Raw genomic sequence first — 21,257 nt, 5'->3', positions numbered from 1 at the left:
GTGAGTAGCCCGCTTCTCGACCGTGTCAACGCAGCCCTGGCGACCGTTCAGGACCCGGAGATCAAACGTCCCATCACCGAGCTGGGGATGGTCGACTCCGTCTCGATCGACGACGCAGGTGTCGTCAGCGTCAAGGTGCTGCTGACCGTCGCCGGCTGCCCGCTCAAGGACACCATCAACCGCGACACCACCGCGGCGCTCGAGAAGGTCGACGGCGTCACCGGCGTCGACCTCGAGCTGGGTGTGATGACCAACGAGCAGCGCACCGAGATGCGCAACGGGCTCACCGGCGGTCAGGCGCAGCGGGAGATCCCCTTCGCCCAGCCGGGCTCGCTGACCAAGGTCTTCGCGATCGCGTCGGGCAAGGGCGGTGTCGGCAAGTCGTCGGTCACGGTCAACCTCGCCGTCGCGCTCGCCCAGCAGGGTCTCAAGGTCGGCATCGTCGACGCCGACATCTACGGCCACTCGGTGCCCGCGATGCTGGGCGTGGCCGACTCCCGGCCGACCCAGGTCGATGACCTGATCATGCCGGTCCCGACCGCCTCGGGCGTCTCGGTGATCTCGATCGGGATGCTCAAGCCCCGCCGCGACCAGGTCGTCGCCTGGCGCGGACCGATGCTCGACCGGGCCCTGGTCCAGATGCTCTCCGACGTCTACTGGGGCGACCTCGACGCGCTGCTGCTCGACCTGCCCCCGGGCACCGGCGACGTGGCGATCTCGCTGGGCCAGCACCTGCCCAACGCCGAGATCGTCGTGGTCACCACCCCGCAGGAGGCCGCCGCCGAGGTGGCCGAGCGGGCCGGCACGATGGCCGAGATGATGCACCAGCGCGTCGTCGGCGTCGTGGAGAACATGTCCTGGCTCGTCCTGCCCGACGGCTCCAAGATGGAGGTCTTCGGCTCCGGCGGTGGCCAGCGGGTCGCCGACACCCTCTCCCAGCGCTTCGGCTCGAAGGTCCCGCTGCTCGGCCAGATCCCGCTGGAGCAGACTCTGCGCGAGGCCGGCGACGCCGGGAAGCCGATCGTCGAGTCCGACCCGACCTCCGAGTCGGCCAAGGTGCTGGCCGAGGTGGCGCGTACGATCTCGGGCCGCGGCCGCGGGCTCGCGGGCATGCAACTGGGCCTCACTCCCACCTCCAAGCTCTGAGCCTGTAGGTTCACCTCCGTGTTCGGCATCGGCTTCGCGGAGCTTGCCGTCATCGTCGTGATCGCCATCCTGGTCTTCGGACCGGACAAGATCCCCGACATGGCACGGCAGATCGCCCGCCTCCTCCACCAGGTGCGCAACCTGGCCAACAACGCGCGCGACGATCTGCGCGGAGAGCTCGGGCCCGCCTACCAGGACCTCGAGCTGCGCGACCTCGACCCGCGTCGCATCGTCAGCAGACAGATCCAGGAAGCTCTCGCCGACATCGAGGAGGAAGAGGCGCGCGCCAAGGCGCCCAAGCCTCTTCTGGCCGGCGAGAAGCCGCCCTACGACGACCAGGCCACCTAGCCCCTCCCTCCAGTCTCCTTTGTCACAGGAGAACCTTCTGTTACTCGCCGGTTTAGAACCACGAATAACGGGTAAGAGAAGGTTGCCTGCGTAGAAAGGAGTTTGCGCCCATGAGCGCTCTACCATCTCGGGACCCTGATCCTGCGGAGCCGGATCCGCAACGCCCCGCCGAGGTGCCCCTGGCCGATGTCCAGGGCACGCTCGCCTTCGACCTCCAGCCACGCCTGGACCCGCCGCAGCCGGACCGGAGCGGGCAGGACGACGCACTGCTGGCCGAGCCGATCCCCATCGTCCCCGCCCGCGGCCATCTGAACGCGTGGATCCCACAGTTCGCCCAGAAGATCGCCGAGGTCGTCGGCGGGGACCGTCCGGCGAGCCAGCTGGTCCGCTGGACGACCAAGGAGGTCGTCGCCGACCTCCGCTACCGCGCTGCCCTCACCGCCCGTAGCGGGGCGTACGAGCCCGGCCTGGGCCGCCACCAGCCGGTCCGTCCCCGCGTCTATCGTTGGCACCTTCACGTGGTCACCGACACCATCGTGGAGGCCACCGCCACGATCAAGTACGGCCACGGCTACCGCGCGATGGCCCTCCGCTTCGAGCAGAGCGGCGAGAACTGGATCTGCACTGTCCTCAACTTCGGGCCGTACGAATGAACCCGTGGAGCGCTGTACGTACCTGGTACGTACAGCGCTCCACGGGTTGTGAGCTGAGGTGTCCTCAGCCGTTGACGCGGGTGGTGAGGCCGGTCGGGCCGCCGGGGCGGCCGTGGCACTGCTTGAACTTCTTGCCCGAGCCGCAGGGGCACTGCTCGTTGCGGCCGATCTTGGCGTAGGGGTCGTCGGCGTTGCTGACGGTGTTGCCCTGCGCCTCGGCCTGACCCTGCTCGTCCGGGCCGGAGAAGGCCAGGTGCTTGGGAGCGGCAGGCTTCTGCAGACCCGGCGCGACGATGTGGGGCGACCCACTCGGCGCCTGGCCCGCGGGCTGTGCCTTCAGGGCGGCGGAGATGTCCTGGAGACCACCGGCCTGACCGACGCCGACCGGCGGCTCGGCGAGCGCGCCCTCGTGCATCGGACCGGCGTGACGGGTGCCGTCGGGGTGGTAGTGGAACTCCGGCTCCGCCTGCTCGACCTGGACCTCCAGGTTGAACAGGTAGCCGACCGCGGCCTCCTTGATGCCGTCCATCATCGCGGTGAACATGTCGAAGCCCTCGCGCTGGTACTCCACCAGCGGGTCGCGCTGCGAGTAGGCCCGCAGACCGATGCCCTCACGCAGGTAGTCCATCTCGTAGAGGTGCTCGCGCCACTTGCGGTCCAGCACCGAGAGGACGACCTGGCGCTCGACCTCGCGCATGCCCTCGGAGCCGATCTCCTCCTCGCGGCGGTCGTACGCCTCCTGGGCATCCTTCTTGAGGATCTCGATCAGCTCGTTGCGGTCGAGGTCGTCCTTGCTGCCGCCGGCGTCGGCGATCAGCTTCTCGGGCTCGACCGATACCGGCCACATCTGCTTGAGGTCGGTCCACAGCTGGTCGAGGTCCCACTCCTCGGCGTAGTCCTGGGTCGCGCCGGTGACGACGCCGGTGACGACGTCGTCGATGAAGGTGCGGATCTGGTCCTCGAGGTCGGCGCCCTCGAGCACCTCGCGGCGCTCGGCGTAGATCACCTTGCGCTGGCGGTCCATGACGTCGTCGTACTTGAGGACGTTCTTGCGGGACTCGAAGTTCTGGCCCTCGACCTGGGTCTGCGCGTTGGCGATCGACTTGGTCACCGACTTGGCCTCGATCGGCACGTCGTCGGGGATCTTCAGCGTGGTCAGGATGCGGTCGACCCACTCGCCCTTGAACAGGCGCATCAGGTCGTCCTCCAGCGACAGGTAGAAGCGGGACTCGCCCGGGTCGCCCTGACGGCCGGAACGACCACGCAGCTGGTTGTCGATGCGGCGGGACTCGTGGCGCTCGGTGCCGAGGACGTAGAGACCACCCAGCTTGGTGACCTCCTCGTGCTCCGCGGCGACCTGCTCCTTGATCCGCTCGACGGTCGGCGCCCAGTTCTGCTCGTACGCCTCGGCCGTCTCGCCTGCGGGCTCCAAGCCCTGCTTGCGGAGCTCCTGGTCGGCCAGGAAGTCGACGGATCCACCGAGCATGATGTCGGTGCCTCGACCGGCCATGTTGGTGGCGACGGTGACCGCGCCCTTGTGGCCGGCGAGCGCGACGATCTTGGCCTCGTCGGCGTGGTACTTCGCGTTGAGGACGGTGTGCGGGATGCCGCGCTTCTTGAGGATGTTGCCGAGGTACTCGGACTTCTCCACCGAGACGGTGCCGACCAGCACCGGCTGGCCCTTCTTGTGGCGCTCGACGATGTCGTCGGCGACGGCCTCGTACTTCGCCTCCTCGGTGCGGTAGACGAGGTCGGGCTGGTCCTTGCGGATCATCGGCTTGTTGGTCGGGATCGGGACCACGCCGAGCTTGTAGATCTTGTCGAACTCCGACTCCTCGGTCATCGCCGTACCGGTCATGCCGGAGAGCTTCTCGTAGAGGCGGAAGTAGTTCTGCAGGGTGATGCTCGCCAGGGTCTGGTACTCCTCGCGGACCTTCACACCCTCCTTGGCCTCGATCGCCTGGTGCAGGCCGTCGTTGTAGCGGCGACCGGCGAGCATGCGGCCGGTGTGCTCGTCGACGATCAGGACCTCGTCGTTGGCGACGACGTACTCCTTGTCGCGGCGGAAGAGCTCCTTCGCCTTGATCGAGTTGTTCATGAACGAGATCAGCGGGGTGTTGACCGCCTCGTAGAGGTTCTCGATGCCGAGGTGGTCCTCGACCCGGGTGATGCCCCGCTCGAGAACGGCGATGGTGCGCTTCTTCTCGTCGACCTCGTAGTCGACGTCCTTGGTCAGCGTCTTGGCGATCGTGGCGAACTCGTCGTACCACTTCACGTCGTCCTCGGTCGGACCCGAGATGATCAGCGGCGTGCGGGCCTCGTCGATGAGGATCGAGTCGACCTCGTCGACGATCGCGAAGAAGTGGCCGCGCTGAACCAGGTCGGCCATGGACGAGGCCATGTTGTCGCGCAGGTAGTCGAAGCCGAGCTCGTTGTTGGTGCCGTAGGTGATGTCGCAGTTGTAGGCCTCGCGGCGCTGGGCCGGGGTCATCTGCGGCAGGATCACGCCGACGGTGAGGCCGAGGAAGCCGTAGATGCGGCCCATCATCTCGGCCTGGAACTTGGCCAGGTAGTCGTTGACCGTGACGACGTGGACGCCCTTGCCGGCCAGCGCGTTCAGGTAGGCCGGGAGCACCGCGGTCTGGGTCTTGCCCTCACCGGTCTTCATCTCGGCGATGTTGCCGAGGTGGAGCGCCGCGCCGCCCTGGATCTGCACGTCGTAGTGACGCTGGCCCAGGACGCGCTTGGTGACCTCGCGGACCGTGGCGAACGCCTCGGCCATGATGTCGTCGAGATCCTCGCCGTTCTCCAGGCGTTGCTTGAACTCGTCGGTCATCCCGCGCAGCTCGTCATCGCTCATCGCGACGAACTCGTCCTCGATCGCGTTGACGGCCTTCGAGATGGCCTCGAGCTCGCGAAGGATCTTGCCTTCGCCGAGGCGAAGGATCTTGTCGAGAATTGCCACGGTGGCGGGCTCCTACTAGCGGCAGACAGATAGCACGCTCACTCTACCCACCTCCCGGTCGCCCACTCACACCAACGGCGCAAGCAGGGGTGCCAGGTCGCCCTTGGGATCGACCGCGATGGCGCTCAGCCCGAGCCATCCGGCGAGCCGTTCGAGCTCGGCCGCGAGCTCGATGGCCGTCTCCACCGGCGCGTCGGCTTCCGCGAACGCGCCCTTGACCTGGAGCGTTCCGCTCTTGCGGTCGGCCTTCAGGTCGACGCGGCCGACGATCTGCTCGCCGAGGAGGAACGGCAGCACGTAGTAGCCGTGGATCCGCTTGGGCGCCGGCGTGTAGATCTCGATCCGGTAGAAGAAGTCGAAGAGCGCCTCGGTGCGCTCCCGCTCCCAGACCAGCGGGTCGAACGGGCTCAGCAGCGCACGAGCCTCGACGCGCCTCGGGAGGCGGGTCCCGGAGAAGAGGTACGCCTGCTTGCGGATGCCCTCGACCGCGACGGGCTCCACCTCGCCGGCGTCGATGAGCTGGTTGAGTGCGCGTGTCGTGTCGTCGACGCGCATCCGGAAGTAGTCGGCGATGTCCTTGGCGGTGCCGACGCCGTGGGACCGGGTGGCGCGGCGTACGAGCTCGAGGTGGGCCTCCTCCTTCGACGGCGTCGGCGCGTCGAGGTGGATCTGCGGGATGACCCGCTCGGGCAGGTCGTAGGCGACCTCGAACTGGTCGTTGCGGTGCGAGATCGCCAACTCACCGAACATGTAGAGGATGTCGAGGGTCTTGCGCGAGTCTGACCAGTTCCAGCCCCAGTGGTCCTTGGTCTGCGGGCCGGCGTCGTCGAGCGCCTTGGCCGCCTCGCGCGCGGTGAGCGGTCCCTGCTCGGCCACCAGCGCGAGCACCTTCTCCTTCATCCCGTCCGGCACGCTCCCCCACCACTTCGAGCCCTTCTGGGCGCGGTAGTGGTCCATCCGCCACTGCATGTGCGGCCACAGCTCGACCGGCATGAACGCCTGCACGTGAGCCCAGTACTCGACCATCCGGCGATCCTTGAGGCCCTTGCTGGCGCGGTGCAGGAGCCCGGTGTCGTACGCCCCCATCCGGCTGTAGAGCGGCATGTAGTGCGCGCGCTGCAGGACGTTGACCGAATCCACCTGGAGGACTCCGGTGCGCTCCAGCGTGCGCTGGAACGTACGCATGGTCGGCATCGTGTGGGGCTTGTCGGCGAACCCCTGCGCCGCCAGGGCGATCCGGCGGGCCTGGGAGCGGCTGAGTGTCTGAGAGCGGGGCACGAGACCAACTCTAGAGCCGGTTCCGGACAAGTCTCGTCCGGAACCGGCTCCCGCCCGCACCCCGATGCGGGATCCTGGCCTCATGGCGACATCCGCGGGCGGGAACACCTCGGACGGGCACGAGGTCGTGGCAGCGCTTGCCGACCGCCTCGGGACGCTGCGATGGGTGATCGGCCTGTACGTCGCAGGGTCGCTCGCCACCCGCGACTACGTTCCGGGCGTGAGCGACCTGGATCTGGTCGCGCTCACCGACGGGCCGCCGGACGCGGACCAGATCTCGTCCATCCACAGCGAGCTCGATGCCGGGGTCGCGGCGGGCGCCGATCTCGGCTGCGCCTACATCGCCACCGATCGGCTGAGCGAGCCCGAGGCGTCACACCCCACGTGGACCCACGGCCGGCTGGTGCACCGACCGCTGACCACCGTCCCCCGCGTCGAGCTGGCCGTGCACGGCCTGACGGTGTTCGGTGACGATGTGCGGACGGCGTTCCCACCGGTCAGCGAGGAGGACGTCCGCGAAGCCGCGCGCAGCGAGGTGTGCGGCTACTGGGCGCGGGCCGTCAGACACCCTGCTTGGTGGGTCCTCGAGCCCGAGATCGCCGAGCTGAGCCTGACCGCGATGGCCCGAGGTCGTCATGCGGCCGACCAGGGCCGGCTGCTCACCAAGACGGCGGCGATCGATGAGGCCGACGCGCCGGTGTGGCTCCGTGACCGGATCCGGGCGCGGCGCCGGGGCGACCCGGTGCCGCTGCCCCGCCTGCGTACGGCGTGGATCGCCTGGAACGATGCCCGCCGGACCGTTGCAGCGCTCGGCCGATGAAAGAAAAATTCCTTTCACAGCGGGCCGAAAACATCGCCGACATCCGCATCGAGCCTCACGGTGTCGAGCACGCTCAGCAGCTTGCGCTCCTCGAAGCGGAAGTGGGACTCCATGATCGCGGCGATGCCTTCGAGGTGCTTCCCGAGGTCTTCGGGGGTTGCGGCCCGATCGACGGCGGCCTGGAGACCGCCGAGGAGGTGGCCGATCATGGAGTGGTCCTGCTCGAGATAGCGGATCGTCTCGCGCAGCTCCGGGTGTGACCGGGCGATCGCCGGGAAGAGCTCCCGGTCCTCCCCCTCGTGATGGCCGGTCAGGGCCGCGCAGAACCCATGACAGAACAGCAGCAGGTCGCGAGCCGCGGGCTCTGCGGGATCTCCCGCGGCGATGGCCTCCTGCGTCACCCGCAGGGCCTTGCGCAGACGCTCGTGCACGTCGCGCATCTCGTTGCTCCAGGCGATCAGCCTGGTCTTCTCGCCCTCAGTCACGTGAGGGCGAAGGGGACGACAACATCAGTCGTGCTCCTTCGAATCCGGCGCCTCCATGCCTGACACGGTCTGCCACCGGCACGCGACGCTGGCGTCAGCCTAGTCGACGTTGAGGAGCTTCTGGCGCACGGCATACATGACCGCCTCCATGCGCGAGTGGGCCTGGAGCTTCTCCAGGATGTTGCGTACGTGGTTCTTGACCGTGTTCTCCGAGATGAACAGCCGCTTGGCGATCTCGCGGTTGTTGAGACCCTTGGCGACCAGGCCGAGGACCTCGAGCTCGCGGTCGGTGAGCTTCGGGCCGGGGACCGGGGATCGGTCCGGCCGGGACATCTGCTTGAACTCCTCCATCAGCTTGACCGCCATGGAGGGGCTGATCAGGGACTGGCCGTCGGCGACGACCCGGATCGCCTGGGCGACCTGGTCGATCGAGGAGTCCTTGAGGAGGTAGCCCATCGCGCCGGCCTTGACCGCGTCGTAGAGGTCGGCCTCCTCGTCGGAGACGGTCAGCATGATGATGTTGGCCGAAGGGACGGCCTCCTTGATGGCGACGCAGGCCTCCAGCCCGGTCTGCTTCGGCATGCGTACGTCGAGCAGCACGACGTCGGGAGCCGAAGCCGCGGCGCGCTCGGTGCCTTCGATGCCGTTGGTCGCCTCTCCGATGACCTCGATGCCGGGTTCGCTCGCGAGCAACGCGACCAGGCCCCTTCGGAAGAGCTCCTGGTCGTCGACAACCAAGACGCGGACCGGCTCACGATCGGCACCAGATGTAGATGACACGAATGCATCATGGCACGTAACTGATGATGACAAAGAGAATGGCCGGGACTCATCCATCTGAGGGATGGATAAGTCCCGGCCGACGTGCTTACGAGCGGTTGCCCGTCACAGCCGTCAGACGAGGTCTGCGCGGTTGAGCGCGATCACCCCGTAGTCGTATCCCCGCCGGCGGTAGACGACCGCCGGCCGCATCGAGTCCTTGTCGATGTAGAGGTAGAAGTCGTGTCCGACCAGCTCCATCTCGTAGAGCGCCTGGTCGAGCGTCATCGGCTCCGCGGTGTGCGTCTTCTCCCGGACCACCAAGGGCCCCTCCCCCGTCACCGTGATCGGACCGACCTGGTGCTCGCGTACCGTCTCCTCCTCGAACTGCTCGGACTCGGACGTCGTGCCCAGGCCGTCGGGCTCGATGCCCGCGAGTGCCTGTCCGACGGATACCGGCGTACGACGGCCACGGTGGACTCTGCGGCGGTCGGCGGCCCGGCGCATCTGGGATGCCATCTTGTCGACAGCCAGGTCCAGCGCCCCCATCTTGTCCTCGGCACACGCCTCGGCCCGGATGACCGGACCCTTCGAGTATGCGGTGAGCTCGACGTGTACGGCGCCCTTGTGCTGGCGCGGGTTGGGCTCGTTGTCGACCTCCACGTTGATCCTGATGATGCGGTGGTCGTGCTTCTCGAGCTTCGCGAGCTTCTCTGCTACGTGAGCGCGATAGCGGTCTGAGACCTCGGCGTTGCGAGCCGTGACGACAACTTCCATCGGTACCTCCCGGTGTTTCGGGGTTGGCGGGATCCCGGACGGTCAGCGCATGTGACCTCCGGGGTACGGAGTCCGCCCGGCCGACCTGGTCTTCGACCCCACAATCGCCTGCTGAGGCTTAGCGGCTTGGTGCCACTCCACCTTCTCCCTGCTGGTTCCCGTATCTGACGGGAGAGCAAGGGCAGGACTTATCTCTAAGCCGCACCGTGATCCCCTTGCCCCAAGATCTGGGTGCATAGGGTTACGTGGACCGTTTCGCCTGCGACTGGCATCGGCTTGCCGCTCGGATGCCCGCAATGCGGACCTCTCTGCGACGCAACCACGGACCCAGGCGGACTCCATGTAGTGACGGTAGTTCGCCGATCTGCCCCACGAAAGGCCTTCAACAGAATTACATGACGGTTTCCTACATTTGAACGCGAGACCGACGCTGGGTGGCCGCGACGGTCGCAATCGCTTTCACCCCGAGACCGACCGATTCAAGCGCTCGTTGAGCCTCCCGAGCGGTCGCGCCGGTGGTGATCACGTCGTCGCAGACGATGAGGGTCGCTCGTGGGATCTTCCGGGCAAGTGTCCGGATGCCGGACGCGGGACAGGTGATCGAGCCGTCGAGGTTGGCCTGTCGCTGCCGGGAGTCGAGACCGGCCTGGTCCGCGACGCCGGGTCTGGTGCGGAGCAGCTGATGATGACGTACGCCGAGCCCGTGGCGCCTCAGCAGCGCGGCGGCCCCGCGCGTGATCGCCGCGGTGCTGTCGAGGCCGCGCTCACGCACGGAGACCGGGCGTGACGGGACCGGGACGAGGACGGTCGGGCCGGCGCCGGTCGTCGCCATCGCCTCGAGGACGGAGAGCGCGAGCAGGCCGGCCAGCGGCCTGCGAAGGCCGAGAAGCTGGTGTTCCTTGAGACCGATGACGAGCTGCTTCAGCGTGTCGTCGTAGGGCCCTGCCGCGAAGACCGGGGCGATGCCCGGCGGCGCCGGGCTCGGCGGGCTCGACCGGGCCGTGTCCGGGAGGTCGGCCCGGCAGTCCTGGCAGAGCAGCCTGCCTGGTCGCCGGCAGCCGACGCAGCGGCCGCCGACGACCAGGTCGTGCCAGGCGTCGGCAAGGTCCATGTGGCCGAGTCGATCAGGGTGCGCTCGACGGGGCAACCAAGGGCTGCTTACCTGTGGATAAAGCTGTGGAGAGTCAGCCCTGGTAGGTGACGTCGGAGAGATCGGAGGGCAGCCCCAGGTCGAACCTGTCGAGGGGGTCCAGGAGGGTCCAGCCCGAGATCGCGTAGAGGCGGGCCGAGGCCACCGGGGAGCCGACGACGCCGGTGACCCGGTCGCTGAGCGTGTAGCGCTCGCCGCTGGGGGCGCCGTCCAGCGAGACCGACTGGAAGAGCGCGGTCGAGCTGATCTGCTGCACCGCGACGATGGTGGTCGGCGAGGTCCAGGCGATGTCGGTGACACGCATCGTCGCGGAGTCCGGGTGCGGCAGCAGGACGGCCGATGTCGAGGTGGTGATCTCGCCCTTCGAGCTGGCCTGCAGGCGGCTGACCACGATCCGGTCCGAGGACTCCCCGTCGATCACCGCCACGAACCGGGTGCCGTCGCGGGAGACCAGGAACCGGGTCACGTTCTCCCCGGTCACCCCGGGTATGGCGACGCGGACGCGGCGGTCGCCGTCGACGTACATCACCCGGGCACCGGTCGAGTCCTTGTCGACGAGCCACAGCCGGCCGGCGAGGTCCCAGGAGGGCCTCAGCAGCCGGGTGCCCTTCACCGGAGCCCGGGTGAGCTCGCCGTCGCTGGTCAGCTGGCCGACGACGACGCCGGTGCGGTCGGCGGTGATCGCGGCGGCGGTCGAGCCGTCGGCGTCGACGGCGACGTCGGTGACGCCGTGAGACTTCGCCCAGCCGCCGAGCACCGGCACCCACGGGTCGCCGTTCTCGCCGGTGCTGGTCACCAGCGCTCCACCGCGGAGTGCGTAGAGGTCGACCCTGGCGGTGTTGCCGTTGGGGTCGTAGCCGCCGCCGCTGTCGACGTTGAACGTCTCCCCATAGCCGGGCAGCACCACCGGCTCGCCGTCGATCGTGAGCCGGATGCGCTCCACGCTGGCGTCCTGCCGCAGGGTCCAGGCCAGCTGGGCGCCCATGAGCTGGAGCTCCTCGGAGCTGTGGTCCTTCAGGTCACCGGCGAGGTCGACCTCGGCCACCCCGTCGCGTACGTCCACCGAGCGGGGCTCGTCCGCCTCGGGCGGGAGCGCGCTGCGGATCACGCCCTGCGCCTCCTCCCCCGGGCCGCTCAGCAGGCTGGAGACCAGGGTGGTGGCGTAGGAGTTGCCCTTGGGGGCGAAGATCGGTTCGGGCACCAGGGTGTGGCCGGTCGGTTCGACGTAGTAGAGGTTGCTGCGGGCGAAGTGGGTCAGGAACCAGTCCTCCTCGACGACCAGCGCGTTGGGTGCCGCGCTGATCCGCCACTCGCCCTCGGCGCGGGTCAGCTCGAAGTCGAGGATCGCCTGCGAGGCGGCCAGCTTGCCGCGCCACACGCCTCGTTCGTCGAGCCAGCCGGCGTCCTCCAGCTCCACCGACACCCGCGGCGAGGAGCTGACGTGGCTGCCGAGCTCGCCGTAGACCAGGGTGCGGCCGGCCGGTGCCCAGTTCATCGCCGCGTCCTTGGTGAGGTAGCGGCGGGCGTAGGCCGTGCTCATCGGAGTGGCCTTCATCGCGTCGAGGAACCCGTCCACGATCTCGCCCGGGGACGCTCCCGCGCGCGGGGCGCCGGGGTTGTAGGGAATGACCTCCTCCTGCGCATCCGGCGCGGCCAGGTCGACGCTCTGGACGGGCCCGGAGTCCGGCACGCCTGAGCAGGCCGAGACGAGGAGCGCGAGCGCGGTCAGGAAGACGGCGAAGACGGGTCTCACGATGCCTCCAGGGTGTCGCGGGCGTCCGCCGGGACGAGCGGGAGCGGGCTGTGCCGCAGCGCCGCGCCGGCATAGCGCGGAAGCGTGAGCCGGAACTGCGCGCCCTGGTCCGGGCGGCCCCAGGCCTGCAGCCAGCCTCCGTGGAGATGGGCGTCCTCGAGAGAGATCGACAGGCCCAGGCCGGTGCCGCCGCTGGAACGGTCCCGGGCGGGGTCGGCGCGCCAGAACCGGTTGAAGACCAGGGCGGTCTCCCCCGGGGCCAGCCCGACACCGTGGTCACGGACGGTCAGCGCTGCCGCGTGCTCGTCGCTGTCGATCCGGATGGTGACCGTCTGCCCCACCAGAGCATGATCGGTGGCGTTGGCCACCAGGTTGCGTACGATCCGCTCGACCCGGCGATGGTCGACCTGGGCGATGCACGGATGGCTCGGAGCGACGACCTTCAGCTCGATGTCGCGCTTGTCGGCGAGCGGCGTGTAGGCCTCGACGACGGCGTGGGCCAGCGCGGTCAGGTCGGTGTCGTAGAGGTCGAGCACGGCCGCGCCGGCATCGAACCGACTGATCTCGAGCAGGTCGCTCAGGAGCGTCTCGAACCGGTCCAGCTCGGTCTGCAGCAGTTCGGCCGCCCGGGCCGTCGGGGCGTCGAAGGTGTCCCGGGCCTCGTAGAGGACGTCGCTGGCCATGCGTACGGTGGTGAGCGGCGTACGGAGCTCGTGGGAGACGTCGGAGCTGAACCTTCGCTGCACGCGGGAGAGGTGCTCGAGCTGGCGGATCTGGTTCTGCAGCCCGCTGGCCATCTGGTTGAACGAGAGCGCCAGGCCGGTGAGGTCGTCCTCGCCGTGGACGACCATCCGCTCTTCCAGGCGGCCGGCGGCGAGCCGCTCGGCGGTCCTGCGGGCGATCCGGATCGGCGTGACGACGTGTCGGGTCACGATCCAGCTGCCGACACCGATCAGCAGGATCAGGATCGCACCGGCGGCCAGCAGCCCGCGGGTGATGACGCCGAGCGTCTCCTGCTCCTGGTCCATCGGGAAGAGGAAGTAGATGTTGTACGTGTCGTCGTGCAGCTCCAGCTGCGACCCGATCACGATGCCGGGGGTCGAGGATCGCTCGCCGTCGTCGTAGGAGATCTGGGTGTAGGTCCAGGCCGGCTCGGCGCGGATCGTCTGGAAGCGGTCCTCGAGGGCGCGCGGGACGCTGCGTACGTCCACACCGGGTGTCCACTCGACACCGTCGTCGCTGATCCGGCCGGAGGTCGAGGTCACCGGTCCGGCCATGACGACGCCGTAGCCGCGCGAGACGCTGCGCTGGATGATCGGGTCGCCCAGGTCGTTGCGCTGCAGCGGGGTGCCGCCGTTGGCGCCCGAGGTCTCCGCGATGCTCGAGCGGGCCGCGGAGAGCTCCTCGGAAGCCTCCGCCTTCGCCGCGGCGACCCGGTCCTGGACCAGCTCGTCGCCGATCTGCTCGAGCAGGATCAACCCGACCAGGCTGACGGCGGCCGCGGTGAGGAGCACGGTGTAGACCACGACGCGGGTCTGGATCGACCGGCGCCAGGTGGTCAGGAGCTTCTTGGGCGTCCGGGCAGTGGTGCGGACGACCTGCTGGAGTGTCACACGGGCCCTGCCTTGTAGCCGACGCCGCGGACGGTGACGACGATCTCGGGGTTCTCCGGGTCGTGCTCGACCTTGGAGCGCAACCGCTGGACGTGCACGTTGACCAGCCTGGTGTCAGCAGCGTGACGGTAGCCCCACACCTGCTCCAGCAGCACCTCGCGGGAGAAGACCTGGTGAGGCTTGCGGGCCAGGCACTCCAGCAGGTCGAACTCCAGCGGCGTGAGCTGGATCTGCTCCTCGCCACGGGTCACCTGGTGGCCGGCCACGTCGATGGTGAGGTCGCCGATCTCCAGCACCTCCGGCACGGCGTCGCCGTGTCTGCGCACCCGCGCCCGGATCCTCGCGATCAGCTCCTTGGGCTTGAACGGCTTGACCACGTAGTCGTCGGCCCCCGACTCGAGCCCGACCACCACGTCCACCGTGTCGCCCTTCGCGGTGAGCATGACGATCGGCACACCCGATTCCTTGCGGATCTGCTTGCAGACCTCGATGCCGTCCATCCCGGGAAGCATCAGGTCGAGCAGCACCACGTCGGGCTTGTAGTCGTGGAACGCCGGCAGCGCCATGTCACCACGAGCGACGAGCTGTGAGTCGAACCCCTCTTGTCTCAGCACGATCGCAAGCATCTCGCTCAGCGAGGCATCATCATCGACGACGAGGACCTTTCCCTTGGCGGGCTGGTCGGGAGCACTGCGATCGGCCATGTGTCCGATTCTGTCACCCAGTGCGTGCGACGCGTCACATGAGCCACCCCACAACGCGCGAGTCGGCCCGTCCTGACCCGATTCCCTGCCGAGTCGGCTCGTCATGACGAGCCGACTCGGCGAGGTTCTCGGTCAGAACGAGCCGACTCGGCGAGGGTGGATCAGTAGCGGTAGTGGTCCGACTTGTAGGGACCCTCGACCGGGACACCGAGGTAGTCGGCCTGAGCCTTGTTGAGCTCGGTGAGCTCGACACCGAGGGCGTCGAGGTGGAGGCGGGCGACCTCCTCGTCGAGCGCCTTGGGCAGGACGTAGACGCCGATCGGGTACTCGTCGGTCTTGGTGAAGAGCTCGATCTGCGCCAGCGTCTGGTTGGTGAACGAGTTCGACATCACGAAGCTCGGGTGACCGGTGGCGTTGCCCAGGTTGAGCAGGCGACCCTCGGAGAGCACGATGATCTTCTTGCCGTCGGGGAAGATCCACTGGTGGACCTGCGGCTTGATCTCGTCCTTGACGATGCCCGGGATCTTCGCGAGGCCGGCCATGTCGATCTCGTTGTCGAAGTGGCCGATGTTGCCGACGATGGCCTGGTTCTTCATCTTCTCGAAGTGCTCGACCCGGATGATGTCGAAGTTTCCGGTCGTGGTGATGAAGATGTCGGCGGTCTCGACGACCGACTCCAGGCGGCGGACCTCGTAGCCGTCCATCGCCGCCTGCAGTGCGCAGATCGGGTCGATCTCGGTGACGATGACGCGAGCACCCTGGCCGCGCAGCGACTCCGCGGAGCCCTTGCCGACGTCGCCGTAGCCGCACACGACCGCGACCTTGCCGCCGATCATCACGTCGGTGGCGCGGTTGATGCCGTCGATGAGCGAGTGGCGGCAGCCGTACTTGTTGTCGAACTTGGACTTGGTGACCGAGTCGTTGACGTTGATCGCCGGGAAGAGGAGCGAGCCCTCCTTGAACCGGTCGTAGAGGCGCAGGACACCGGTAGTGGTCTCCTCGGTGACGCCCTTGATGCCGTTGGCGATGTTGGTCCAGCGCTGCGGGTCGTTCTTCAGGCTCCGGTCGAGGACGCGGAGGACCTCCTTGAACTCCTCGTTGTCGGTGGAGTCCTGGCCCGGCACGGCGCCGGCCTTCTCGAACTCGACACCCTTGTGGACGAGCAGCGTGATGTCGCCGCCGTCGTCGAGGAGCATGTTCGGACCGACCTTGTTGCCGTCGGCGTCGGTGAAGTCGAAGACCTTCTCGGCCTCGTCCCAGTACTCCGCCAGGGTCTCGCCCTTCCAGGCGAAGACCGGGGTGCCCTGGGGGTCCTCGGCGGTGCCGTTGCCGACGACGACGGCAGCGGCGGCGTGGTCCTGGGTGGAGAAGATGTTGCAGGTGGCCCAGCGCACGTCGGCGCCGAGCGCGGTCAGCGTCTCGATCAGTACGCCGGTCTGGATCGTCATGTGCAGCGAGCCGGCGATGCGGGCGCCCTTGAGCGGCTGGTCCTTGCCATAGCGCTCGCGCATGGCCATCAGGCCCGGCATCTCGTGCTCGGCGAGGGAGAGCTCCTTGCGGCCGAACTCGGCCAGGCTCAGGTCGGCAACCTTGTAGTCCATGGTTATTCCTTACCGAAGTTAATGCGGGCCTGCGTCGCGCATCTGCGCATCAGCGGGATCTCCCACGCAGGTTCTTCTCAGACTACAAGCGGCCCTCGGCCCCTGCGGTAATCCTGGACGGCAAACGCCAGGCCAACATCAACGGACGAGCGCCCACCGAACCCGCCTCGGATCAGTGGCTCTTCTTGAACGGCAGCAGGTGGAGTACGCCGACCACGATCGCTCCGACGATGAGTCCGACGAGCGCGGAGAAGAAGGTGTTGACCAGCCAGCCGGCGGCCGCGCCGACGGCACCGAGGGCGTGGTGGACCTCCTCCTCGAGGTGGTGCACGGTGTCGTAGGGCCATGCCCAGCCGGGGTGGCCGGCGGCGAGGCCGTTGACGTCATGGACACCGACCAGGATCAGGTGGCCACCGACCCAGAGCATCGCGACGGTGCCGACGATCGAGATCACGGTGAGCACCTTCGGCATCGCCGAGACCATGCCCAGGCCGAGCCGCTGGGCGAAGGCACCGGGGCGCTGGGAGAGCGACAGGCCGGCGTCGTCCATCTTCACGATCAGGGCGACCACGCCGTAGACCACGATCGTGATCAGGAACGCGACCGCCACCAGGGCGCCGAGGCGCATCCAGAAGCCCTGGTCGATGACCTCGTTGAGCGCGATCACCATGATCTCGGTGGAGAGGATCAGGTCGGTGCGTACGGCGCCCGAGATCATCGTCTTCTCGGCCTCGGGCCCCTCCAGGGCGACCGGCGTCTCGTGGGCCTCCTCATGCGGCCGGACCCATTCCAAGACCTTCTCGACGCCCTCGTAGGCGAGGAAGGCGCCACCGACCATCAGGATCGGGGTGATCGCCCAGGGCGCCCACTGCGCCAGGATCAGCGCCACCGGAAGGATGATCAGCAGCTTGTTGCGCAGCGAGCCGAGCGCGATCTTCTTGATGATCGGCACCTCGCGCTCGGCGGCGATGCCGTGGACGTACTGCGGCGTCACCGCGGTGTCGTCGATGACGACGCCTGCGGCCTTGGCCGAGGCCTTGCCGGCAGCAGCGCCGACGTCGTCGACGGACGCAGCCGCCAGCTTGGCGATGGCGGCTACGTCGTCGAGGAGTGCGAAGAGTCCGGCGCTCATAGCCGGAACCTTATCGGGTGGGGTCCGTTACTCGACGCCCTGCTCCCGGAACCGCTCCGAGAGCGGGTACTCCTTGAAGTAGTCGGTCTTGATCCGCAGCCAGTCCCCGTTGACGATCATCTCGTCGATCGCCTCGTCGGCCTGCTCCCTGAGCCCGTCGCCCTTGCGGAAGACGAAGGCGATGGGGGCCTTGTCGGACGGGAAGACGATCCGCTCCTCCATCGGGATCGGGGCCTTCTTGATCAGGCCCTCGGTGAACGGCGCGTCGTAGAAGAACGAGTCCGCCTTGCCCGCCGCGACCGCCTCGAGCGCAGCCGCCTCGTTCTTCCGCTTCACGATCTCGGCCTTGGGGAAGCGAGCCTTGAGGATGCTCTCCTGCGCGGTGCCGTCCACGATGGCGACCCTGGTGCCGTTGACGTCCTTGAGCTTCTTGATCGGGGAGTCCTTCGGCGTCGTGAAGGACAGGTACGTCACGAAGTAGGGGTGCGAGAAGTCGTAGGCCTTCTGGCGCTCCTCGGTGACGCTCACCTGCGAGGCGATCATGTCGATCTCGCCTTCGTCGAGCGCGGTGAACAGGTCGGCGAAGTCCATCGGGATGAACGACGGCTTGATGCCGAGCGACTCGGTGACGCCGAGGGCGACCTCGTAGTCGAAGCCCTTCGCGGTGGAACCATCGGTGTAGTAGACCGGCGGGCTGTCCAGCACACCGATCTTGAGCTGGCCGTCATCGGCGGCGCTGCTGCGCCTGGCGGAGGAGGGGCCGGTCGTCTCAACCGTGTTGGAGACCACGATCAGGATCACCAGAAGGGTGACCGCGCCCGCAAGGATGAACTTCAGGGATTTCATACGACGTCCTGGGTGGGGGGAGGGGTGCGCCGAGACACTGCCGACCCGACCGGAGTCGGGCCAGCGGGCATCGTAGGCTACTGGACTTCAGGCGCCCCAAAGTGGGGCGAGCCGGGTCAGGCTCAGGCGCCCTTGTCCTTGAAGACCTCCGAGAGCGGGTACTCCTTGAAGTACTCCTTCTTGATCTTCAACCACTGCCCATCGAGGATCATCTCCTCGAGGACCCCGTCGATCGTCGCCTTGCGCGCGTCACCCTTCTGCATGACGAACCCGATCGGAGCGTCGTCCGCCGGGTAGACGATCGCCTCCTTCAACGTGATCGGCGCCCGGCCGATGATCGGCGCGGTGTAGGGCGCGTCGTAGAAGAACGCGTCGGCCTCACCGGTCTCGATCGCCTTGACCGCGGAATCCTCGTCCTTGGCCTTGATGACGTTGACGTTCTCGTACTGCTCGTCGAGGTAGCGCTCGTGGATGGTGCCCTCGACGACAGCGATGTTCTTACCGTTGACGTCCTCGCGCTTCTTGATCGGCGAGTTCTCCGGGGTGAGGAAGGACAGGTAGGTGACGAAGTAGGGCGCGGTGAAGTCGAAGTCCTGCTTCCGCTCCGCGGTCTCGGTGACCTGGGCGCCGATCATGTCGATCTCACCGGCCTCGAGCGCGGTGAAGAGGTCGCTGAAGTCCATCACCACGAACTCCGGCTTGGCACCCAGACCCTCGGCGACGCCGAGCGCCATCTCGTAGTCGAATCCCTTGGTCACGCCGTCGACCTTGTAATAGGCGGGCTCGGTGCCATCGACACCGATCCGCAGCGTTCCTCCTGCGGAGGCACTCTTCTCGTCGGTCGCTTTCGGGGCTGGGTCGGCGAAGTAGCCGCCGATCACCAAGACCCCCAGGAGGGCCAGGGCGCCGGCGACGACAAACTTGATGTGATTCATGCGGAAGTCCTGTGTTTTCGGGATGGTGGGGCATGCCCGTCACGTCGGCGCCGAGAATCCGAGACGTGCTGGCCAAGAGTGGCCGGACGATGTTGCATCAAACACCTGTCTGCTCCCTCGCGTCCAGGTTTTCGACGATCGATGTCACGATCTGTCACGATCCGTGACCGAACCTTCACCGCACTGCGTGACACAGATCACGCGCATCGTTCACCTTCGAGAGTCCGCCTCGGGCGAACGTAACCAAACACAGGCACCCGCGCCTCAGGCACCCTTTTCCCTGAAGACCTCGGAGAGCGGGACCGCCTCGAAGTAGTCCGTCTTGATCTTCACCCACTCCCCGTTGAGGACCATGTCCTCGATGACTTCGTCGATCTGCTCCTTGCGCTGATCACCCTCCCGAACCACGAACCCGATCGGGGCGTCCTCGGCCTGGTAGACGATCGGCTCGATCAGCGGGATCGGCGCGCCCTTGATGACCGACTGCGAGTAGGGAGCGCCGTAGAAGAACGCGTCGGCCTCGCCCCGCCCCATCGACCTGACCGCGGCGTCCGCGTTCGGAGTCTTGATGACGGTGACGTCCTCGTACTGCTCGTTGAGGTAGCGCTCCTGGACGGTGCCCTCGACGACGGCGACCTTCTTGCCGTCGATGTCGTCGCGGCTCTTGATGGTCGAGCCCTTCGGGGCGAGGAAGGACACGTACGTCACGAAGTACGGAGCGCTGAAGTCGTACTTCCGCTCCGCCTCGTCGGTCTTGGTGACCTGGGCGCCGATCATGTCGATCTTGCCCGCCTCGAGGGCCGGGAAGAGCTCGTTGAAGTCCATCTCCACGAACTCCGGCTGCGCACCCATGCCCTCGGCGACGCTGCGCGCCATCTGGTAGTCGAAGCCCTTGGTGACTCCGTCGACCTTGTAGTACGACGGCTCCGCGCTGTCGACGCCGATCCGGAGGGTCCTGCCGGCCGCGGCGCTCGCCTCGTCGGTCGCGGGCGGCGCGGGGTCGGAGAGTCGTCCACTGAAGACGATCGCGCCTAGGAGGGCAAGGGCACCGACGACGACGAACTTGGTCTGGCTCATGGGAGGGGGATCCTGTTCCAGGGAGGGGGCCAGCCTTCGATGTGGCTGAATTGTTGCCAAATCGAACAGCGGTCCACTCCGCGACGTCCAGGGTCTTCAACCCATAACGAGACGTCGCCAACGCCCCTGACCGTGCCATATGAGCCAGATCACACGGTTCTGTCCGTGATTCGGAATCAACCGTCGCTAACGAGACCCAAACGAAGATACTCCGCGGAGTATGTGCCCTGGAGGAGCAGGGACGCGTAGCGGGCGACCTCCGTGGTCGCGTTCGCCTCGACGACCTCCACCCGTACGCCGCGCGTGTCCGCGGCCTCGGTGAGCAGGCGTCGCTGCTCGACCATGATCGGATCGGTCGCGCCGTCGTCGAGGATGACCAGGACGGGACGTACGGACGCCTCCTCCTCGGCGAAGGGGTCGTCGAAGACGTTGCGCGGCCGCGCCGCCTCGAGGACCGGGAGCAGGTCGTCGGCGTCACCGGCGATGGCACCGCGGCCGCTGGCCCGGCGCAGGTTCTCGGCGACGCGTCGGGCAGCGCGGGCGGCGAGGACGGAGCCACCCCACACGACCGGGAGCGAGTCTGCCAGCGAGATCGCCAGGATCTTGCCCGGGTTGACCGAGATGTCGCGGTGCGGAGAGCAGGCGGTGGCGACGTCGTCGAGCGCGTCGGCCACCTTGTCCGCGTCGGCCTCCGGGCCGAGACCGACCGAGTTGAGGTAGGTGAGCATCAGGATCGCCATCGCGAGGGTGTCGCCGCCCTCGACCGGGAGCAGCGTGCTGTCGCGCCCCTCGGCGTGCTGGGCGACCAGCGACTTCTCCGGTGCGGCCACGACCAGCTGGGCGCCACGGCGGACGGCCTCGGCGGCGGCCGAGGCCTCACCCGGGTCGGAGCCGGTCGGGGCCAGCACGACCACGAGGTCGAGGCTCCCGGCCCAGCCCGGCAGGCCCGGAGCCGGCCAGGCGACGAACGGCACCGGGCAGAACGGCTCGAGGACGGCGCGGAGCAGGCGCGAGTCGGGACCCGCCGCGACGACGGCCCGGGGTCGGCCGGTCTCTGCGGCGCGGCGTACGGCCTCCTGCAGGGGCTCTGCGGCACCCGCAGCCTCCCGGCGGACCCGGGCTCCGGACTCGGCCAGCGAACGCAGCAGCAGGTCGATACCGGCCAGCGCCCGCTCGTCGTCCAGCCTGGACTCGTCGAACCAGGTCATCGCGGCC

19 protein-coding genes are annotated in these 21,257 nt (G+C 67.9%); 4 read left to right on the top strand and 15 right to left on the bottom strand.

What is annotated here, in order from left to right; genetic code table 11:
* The 3 genes from ACW14X_RS20160 to ACW14X_RS20150 all read left to right on the top strand — a co-directional run bounded on the left by ACW14X_RS20160 (position 1) and on the right by ACW14X_RS20150 (position 2,147).
* Positions 1-1,146: an Mrp/NBP35 family ATP-binding protein gene (locus tag ACW14X_RS20160; RefSeq protein WP_457163073.1), complete on the top strand. Its 1,146-nt coding sequence runs from the start codon at positions 1-3 to the stop codon at positions 1,144-1,146.
* Between the two features lie 18 nt (positions 1,147-1,164).
* Entirely contained in the window at positions 1,165-1,494 is a 330-nt protein-coding gene (locus tag ACW14X_RS20155; protein ID WP_008364136.1) for a sec-independent translocase, read from the top strand.
* Between the two features lie 110 nt (positions 1,495-1,604).
* Positions 1,605-2,147 (top strand): Rv3235 family protein, encoded by a 543-nt coding sequence (locus tag ACW14X_RS20150; RefSeq protein ID WP_457163072.1) that lies wholly within the window; start codon positions 1,605-1,607, stop codon positions 2,145-2,147.
* Positions 2,148-2,211: 64 nt separating this feature from the next.
* On the opposite strand, the gene secA is transcribed toward ACW14X_RS20150, so the two are convergent.
* Both secA and ACW14X_RS20140 read right to left on the bottom strand, forming a co-directional pair.
* Positions 2,212-5,112, bottom strand: coding sequence for a preprotein translocase subunit SecA (gene secA / locus ACW14X_RS20145; protein WP_457163071.1), 2,901 nt, complete (start codon positions 5,110-5,112; stop codon positions 2,212-2,214).
* A gap of 66 nt (positions 5,113-5,178) precedes the next feature.
* Entirely contained in the window at positions 5,179-6,390 is a 1,212-nt protein-coding gene (locus ACW14X_RS20140) for a winged helix-turn-helix domain-containing protein (RefSeq protein WP_457163070.1), read from the bottom strand.
* Between the two features lie 82 nt (positions 6,391-6,472).
* Here ACW14X_RS20140 and ACW14X_RS20135 point away from each other — a divergent pair, with 82 nt between their 5' ends.
* The gene (locus ACW14X_RS20135) at positions 6,473-7,210 is read left to right on the top strand and encodes a hypothetical protein (RefSeq protein ID WP_457163069.1); all 738 of its coding nucleotides are present in this window, start codon (positions 6,473-6,475) and stop codon (positions 7,208-7,210) included.
* A gap of 14 nt (positions 7,211-7,224) precedes the next feature.
* On the opposite strand, the gene ACW14X_RS20130 is transcribed toward ACW14X_RS20135, so the two are convergent.
* The 13 genes from ACW14X_RS20130 to ACW14X_RS20070 form a co-directional block, all read right to left on the bottom strand.
* The gene (locus ACW14X_RS20130) at positions 7,225-7,695 is read right to left on the bottom strand and encodes a hemerythrin domain-containing protein (RefSeq protein ID WP_350715434.1); all 471 of its coding nucleotides are present in this window, start codon (positions 7,693-7,695) and stop codon (positions 7,225-7,227) included.
* A gap of 99 nt (positions 7,696-7,794) precedes the next feature.
* Positions 7,795-8,475: a response regulator gene (locus tag ACW14X_RS20125; RefSeq protein WP_045547972.1), complete on the bottom strand. Its 681-nt coding sequence runs from the start codon at positions 8,473-8,475 to the stop codon at positions 7,795-7,797.
* A 114-nt stretch (positions 8,476-8,589) separates the two neighbouring features.
* Positions 8,590-9,231, bottom strand: a complete 642-nt coding sequence (gene hpf, locus ACW14X_RS20120) for a ribosome hibernation-promoting factor, HPF/YfiA family (RefSeq protein WP_160027314.1) — start codon at positions 9,229-9,231, stop codon at positions 8,590-8,592.
* Between the two features lie 406 nt (positions 9,232-9,637).
* The gene (locus ACW14X_RS20115) at positions 9,638-10,342 is read right to left on the bottom strand and encodes a ComF family protein (RefSeq protein ID WP_457163068.1); all 705 of its coding nucleotides are present in this window, start codon (positions 10,340-10,342) and stop codon (positions 9,638-9,640) included.
* Positions 10,343-10,415: 73 nt separating this feature from the next.
* Complete coding sequence (locus ACW14X_RS20110; protein ID WP_457163067.1) at positions 10,416-12,134, bottom strand: LpqB family beta-propeller domain-containing protein; 1,719 nt, start codon at positions 12,132-12,134, stop codon at positions 10,416-10,418.
* Positions 12,131-13,747 carry an MtrAB system histidine kinase MtrB gene (mtrB, locus tag ACW14X_RS20105; RefSeq protein WP_160027308.1) on the bottom strand — a complete coding sequence of 539 codons (1,617 nt, stop codon included), beginning with the start codon at positions 13,745-13,747 and terminating at the stop codon, positions 12,131-12,133. Before mtrB ends, ACW14X_RS20110 begins: the two co-directional genes overlap by 4 nt.
* Positions 13,744-14,451 carry an MtrAB system response regulator MtrA gene (gene mtrA / locus ACW14X_RS20100; RefSeq protein WP_160027305.1) on the bottom strand — a complete coding sequence of 236 codons (708 nt, stop codon included), beginning with the start codon at positions 14,449-14,451 and terminating at the stop codon, positions 13,744-13,746. Before mtrA ends, mtrB begins: the two co-directional genes overlap by 4 nt.
* A 161-nt stretch (positions 14,452-14,612) precedes the next feature.
* Entirely contained in the window at positions 14,613-16,052 is a 1,440-nt protein-coding gene (gene ahcY / locus ACW14X_RS20095; protein WP_201451226.1) for an adenosylhomocysteinase, read from the bottom strand.
* 172 nt (positions 16,053-16,224) lie between these two features.
* Positions 16,225-17,184 (bottom strand): DUF808 domain-containing protein, encoded by a 960-nt coding sequence (locus ACW14X_RS20090; RefSeq protein WP_160027303.1) that lies wholly within the window; start codon positions 17,182-17,184, stop codon positions 16,225-16,227.
* Between the two features lie 27 nt (positions 17,185-17,211).
* On the bottom strand, positions 17,212-18,030 hold the full coding sequence (locus ACW14X_RS20085) for a substrate-binding periplasmic protein (RefSeq protein WP_350843305.1): 819 nt from the start codon (positions 18,028-18,030) through the stop codon (positions 17,212-17,214).
* A gap of 122 nt (positions 18,031-18,152) precedes the next feature.
* Complete coding sequence (locus tag ACW14X_RS20080) at positions 18,153-18,965, bottom strand: substrate-binding periplasmic protein (RefSeq protein ID WP_160027299.1); 813 nt, start codon at positions 18,963-18,965, stop codon at positions 18,153-18,155.
* 264 nt (positions 18,966-19,229) lie between these two features.
* Complete coding sequence (locus ACW14X_RS20075; RefSeq protein WP_457163066.1) at positions 19,230-20,042, bottom strand: substrate-binding periplasmic protein; 813 nt, start codon at positions 20,040-20,042, stop codon at positions 19,230-19,232.
* Positions 20,043-20,218: 176 nt separating this feature from the next.
* The gene (locus ACW14X_RS20070) at positions 20,219-21,250 is read right to left on the bottom strand and encodes an SIS domain-containing protein (protein ID WP_160027295.1); all 1,032 of its coding nucleotides are present in this window, start codon (positions 21,248-21,250) and stop codon (positions 20,219-20,221) included.
* Between the last annotated feature and the right edge of the window lie 7 nt (positions 21,251-21,257).

Source organism: Nocardioides sp. YJ-D4 (assembly GCF_054031495.1).
The sequence above is the reverse complement of the archived record's forward strand: the minus strand, read 5'-3'. Positions and strand labels throughout refer to the sequence as shown.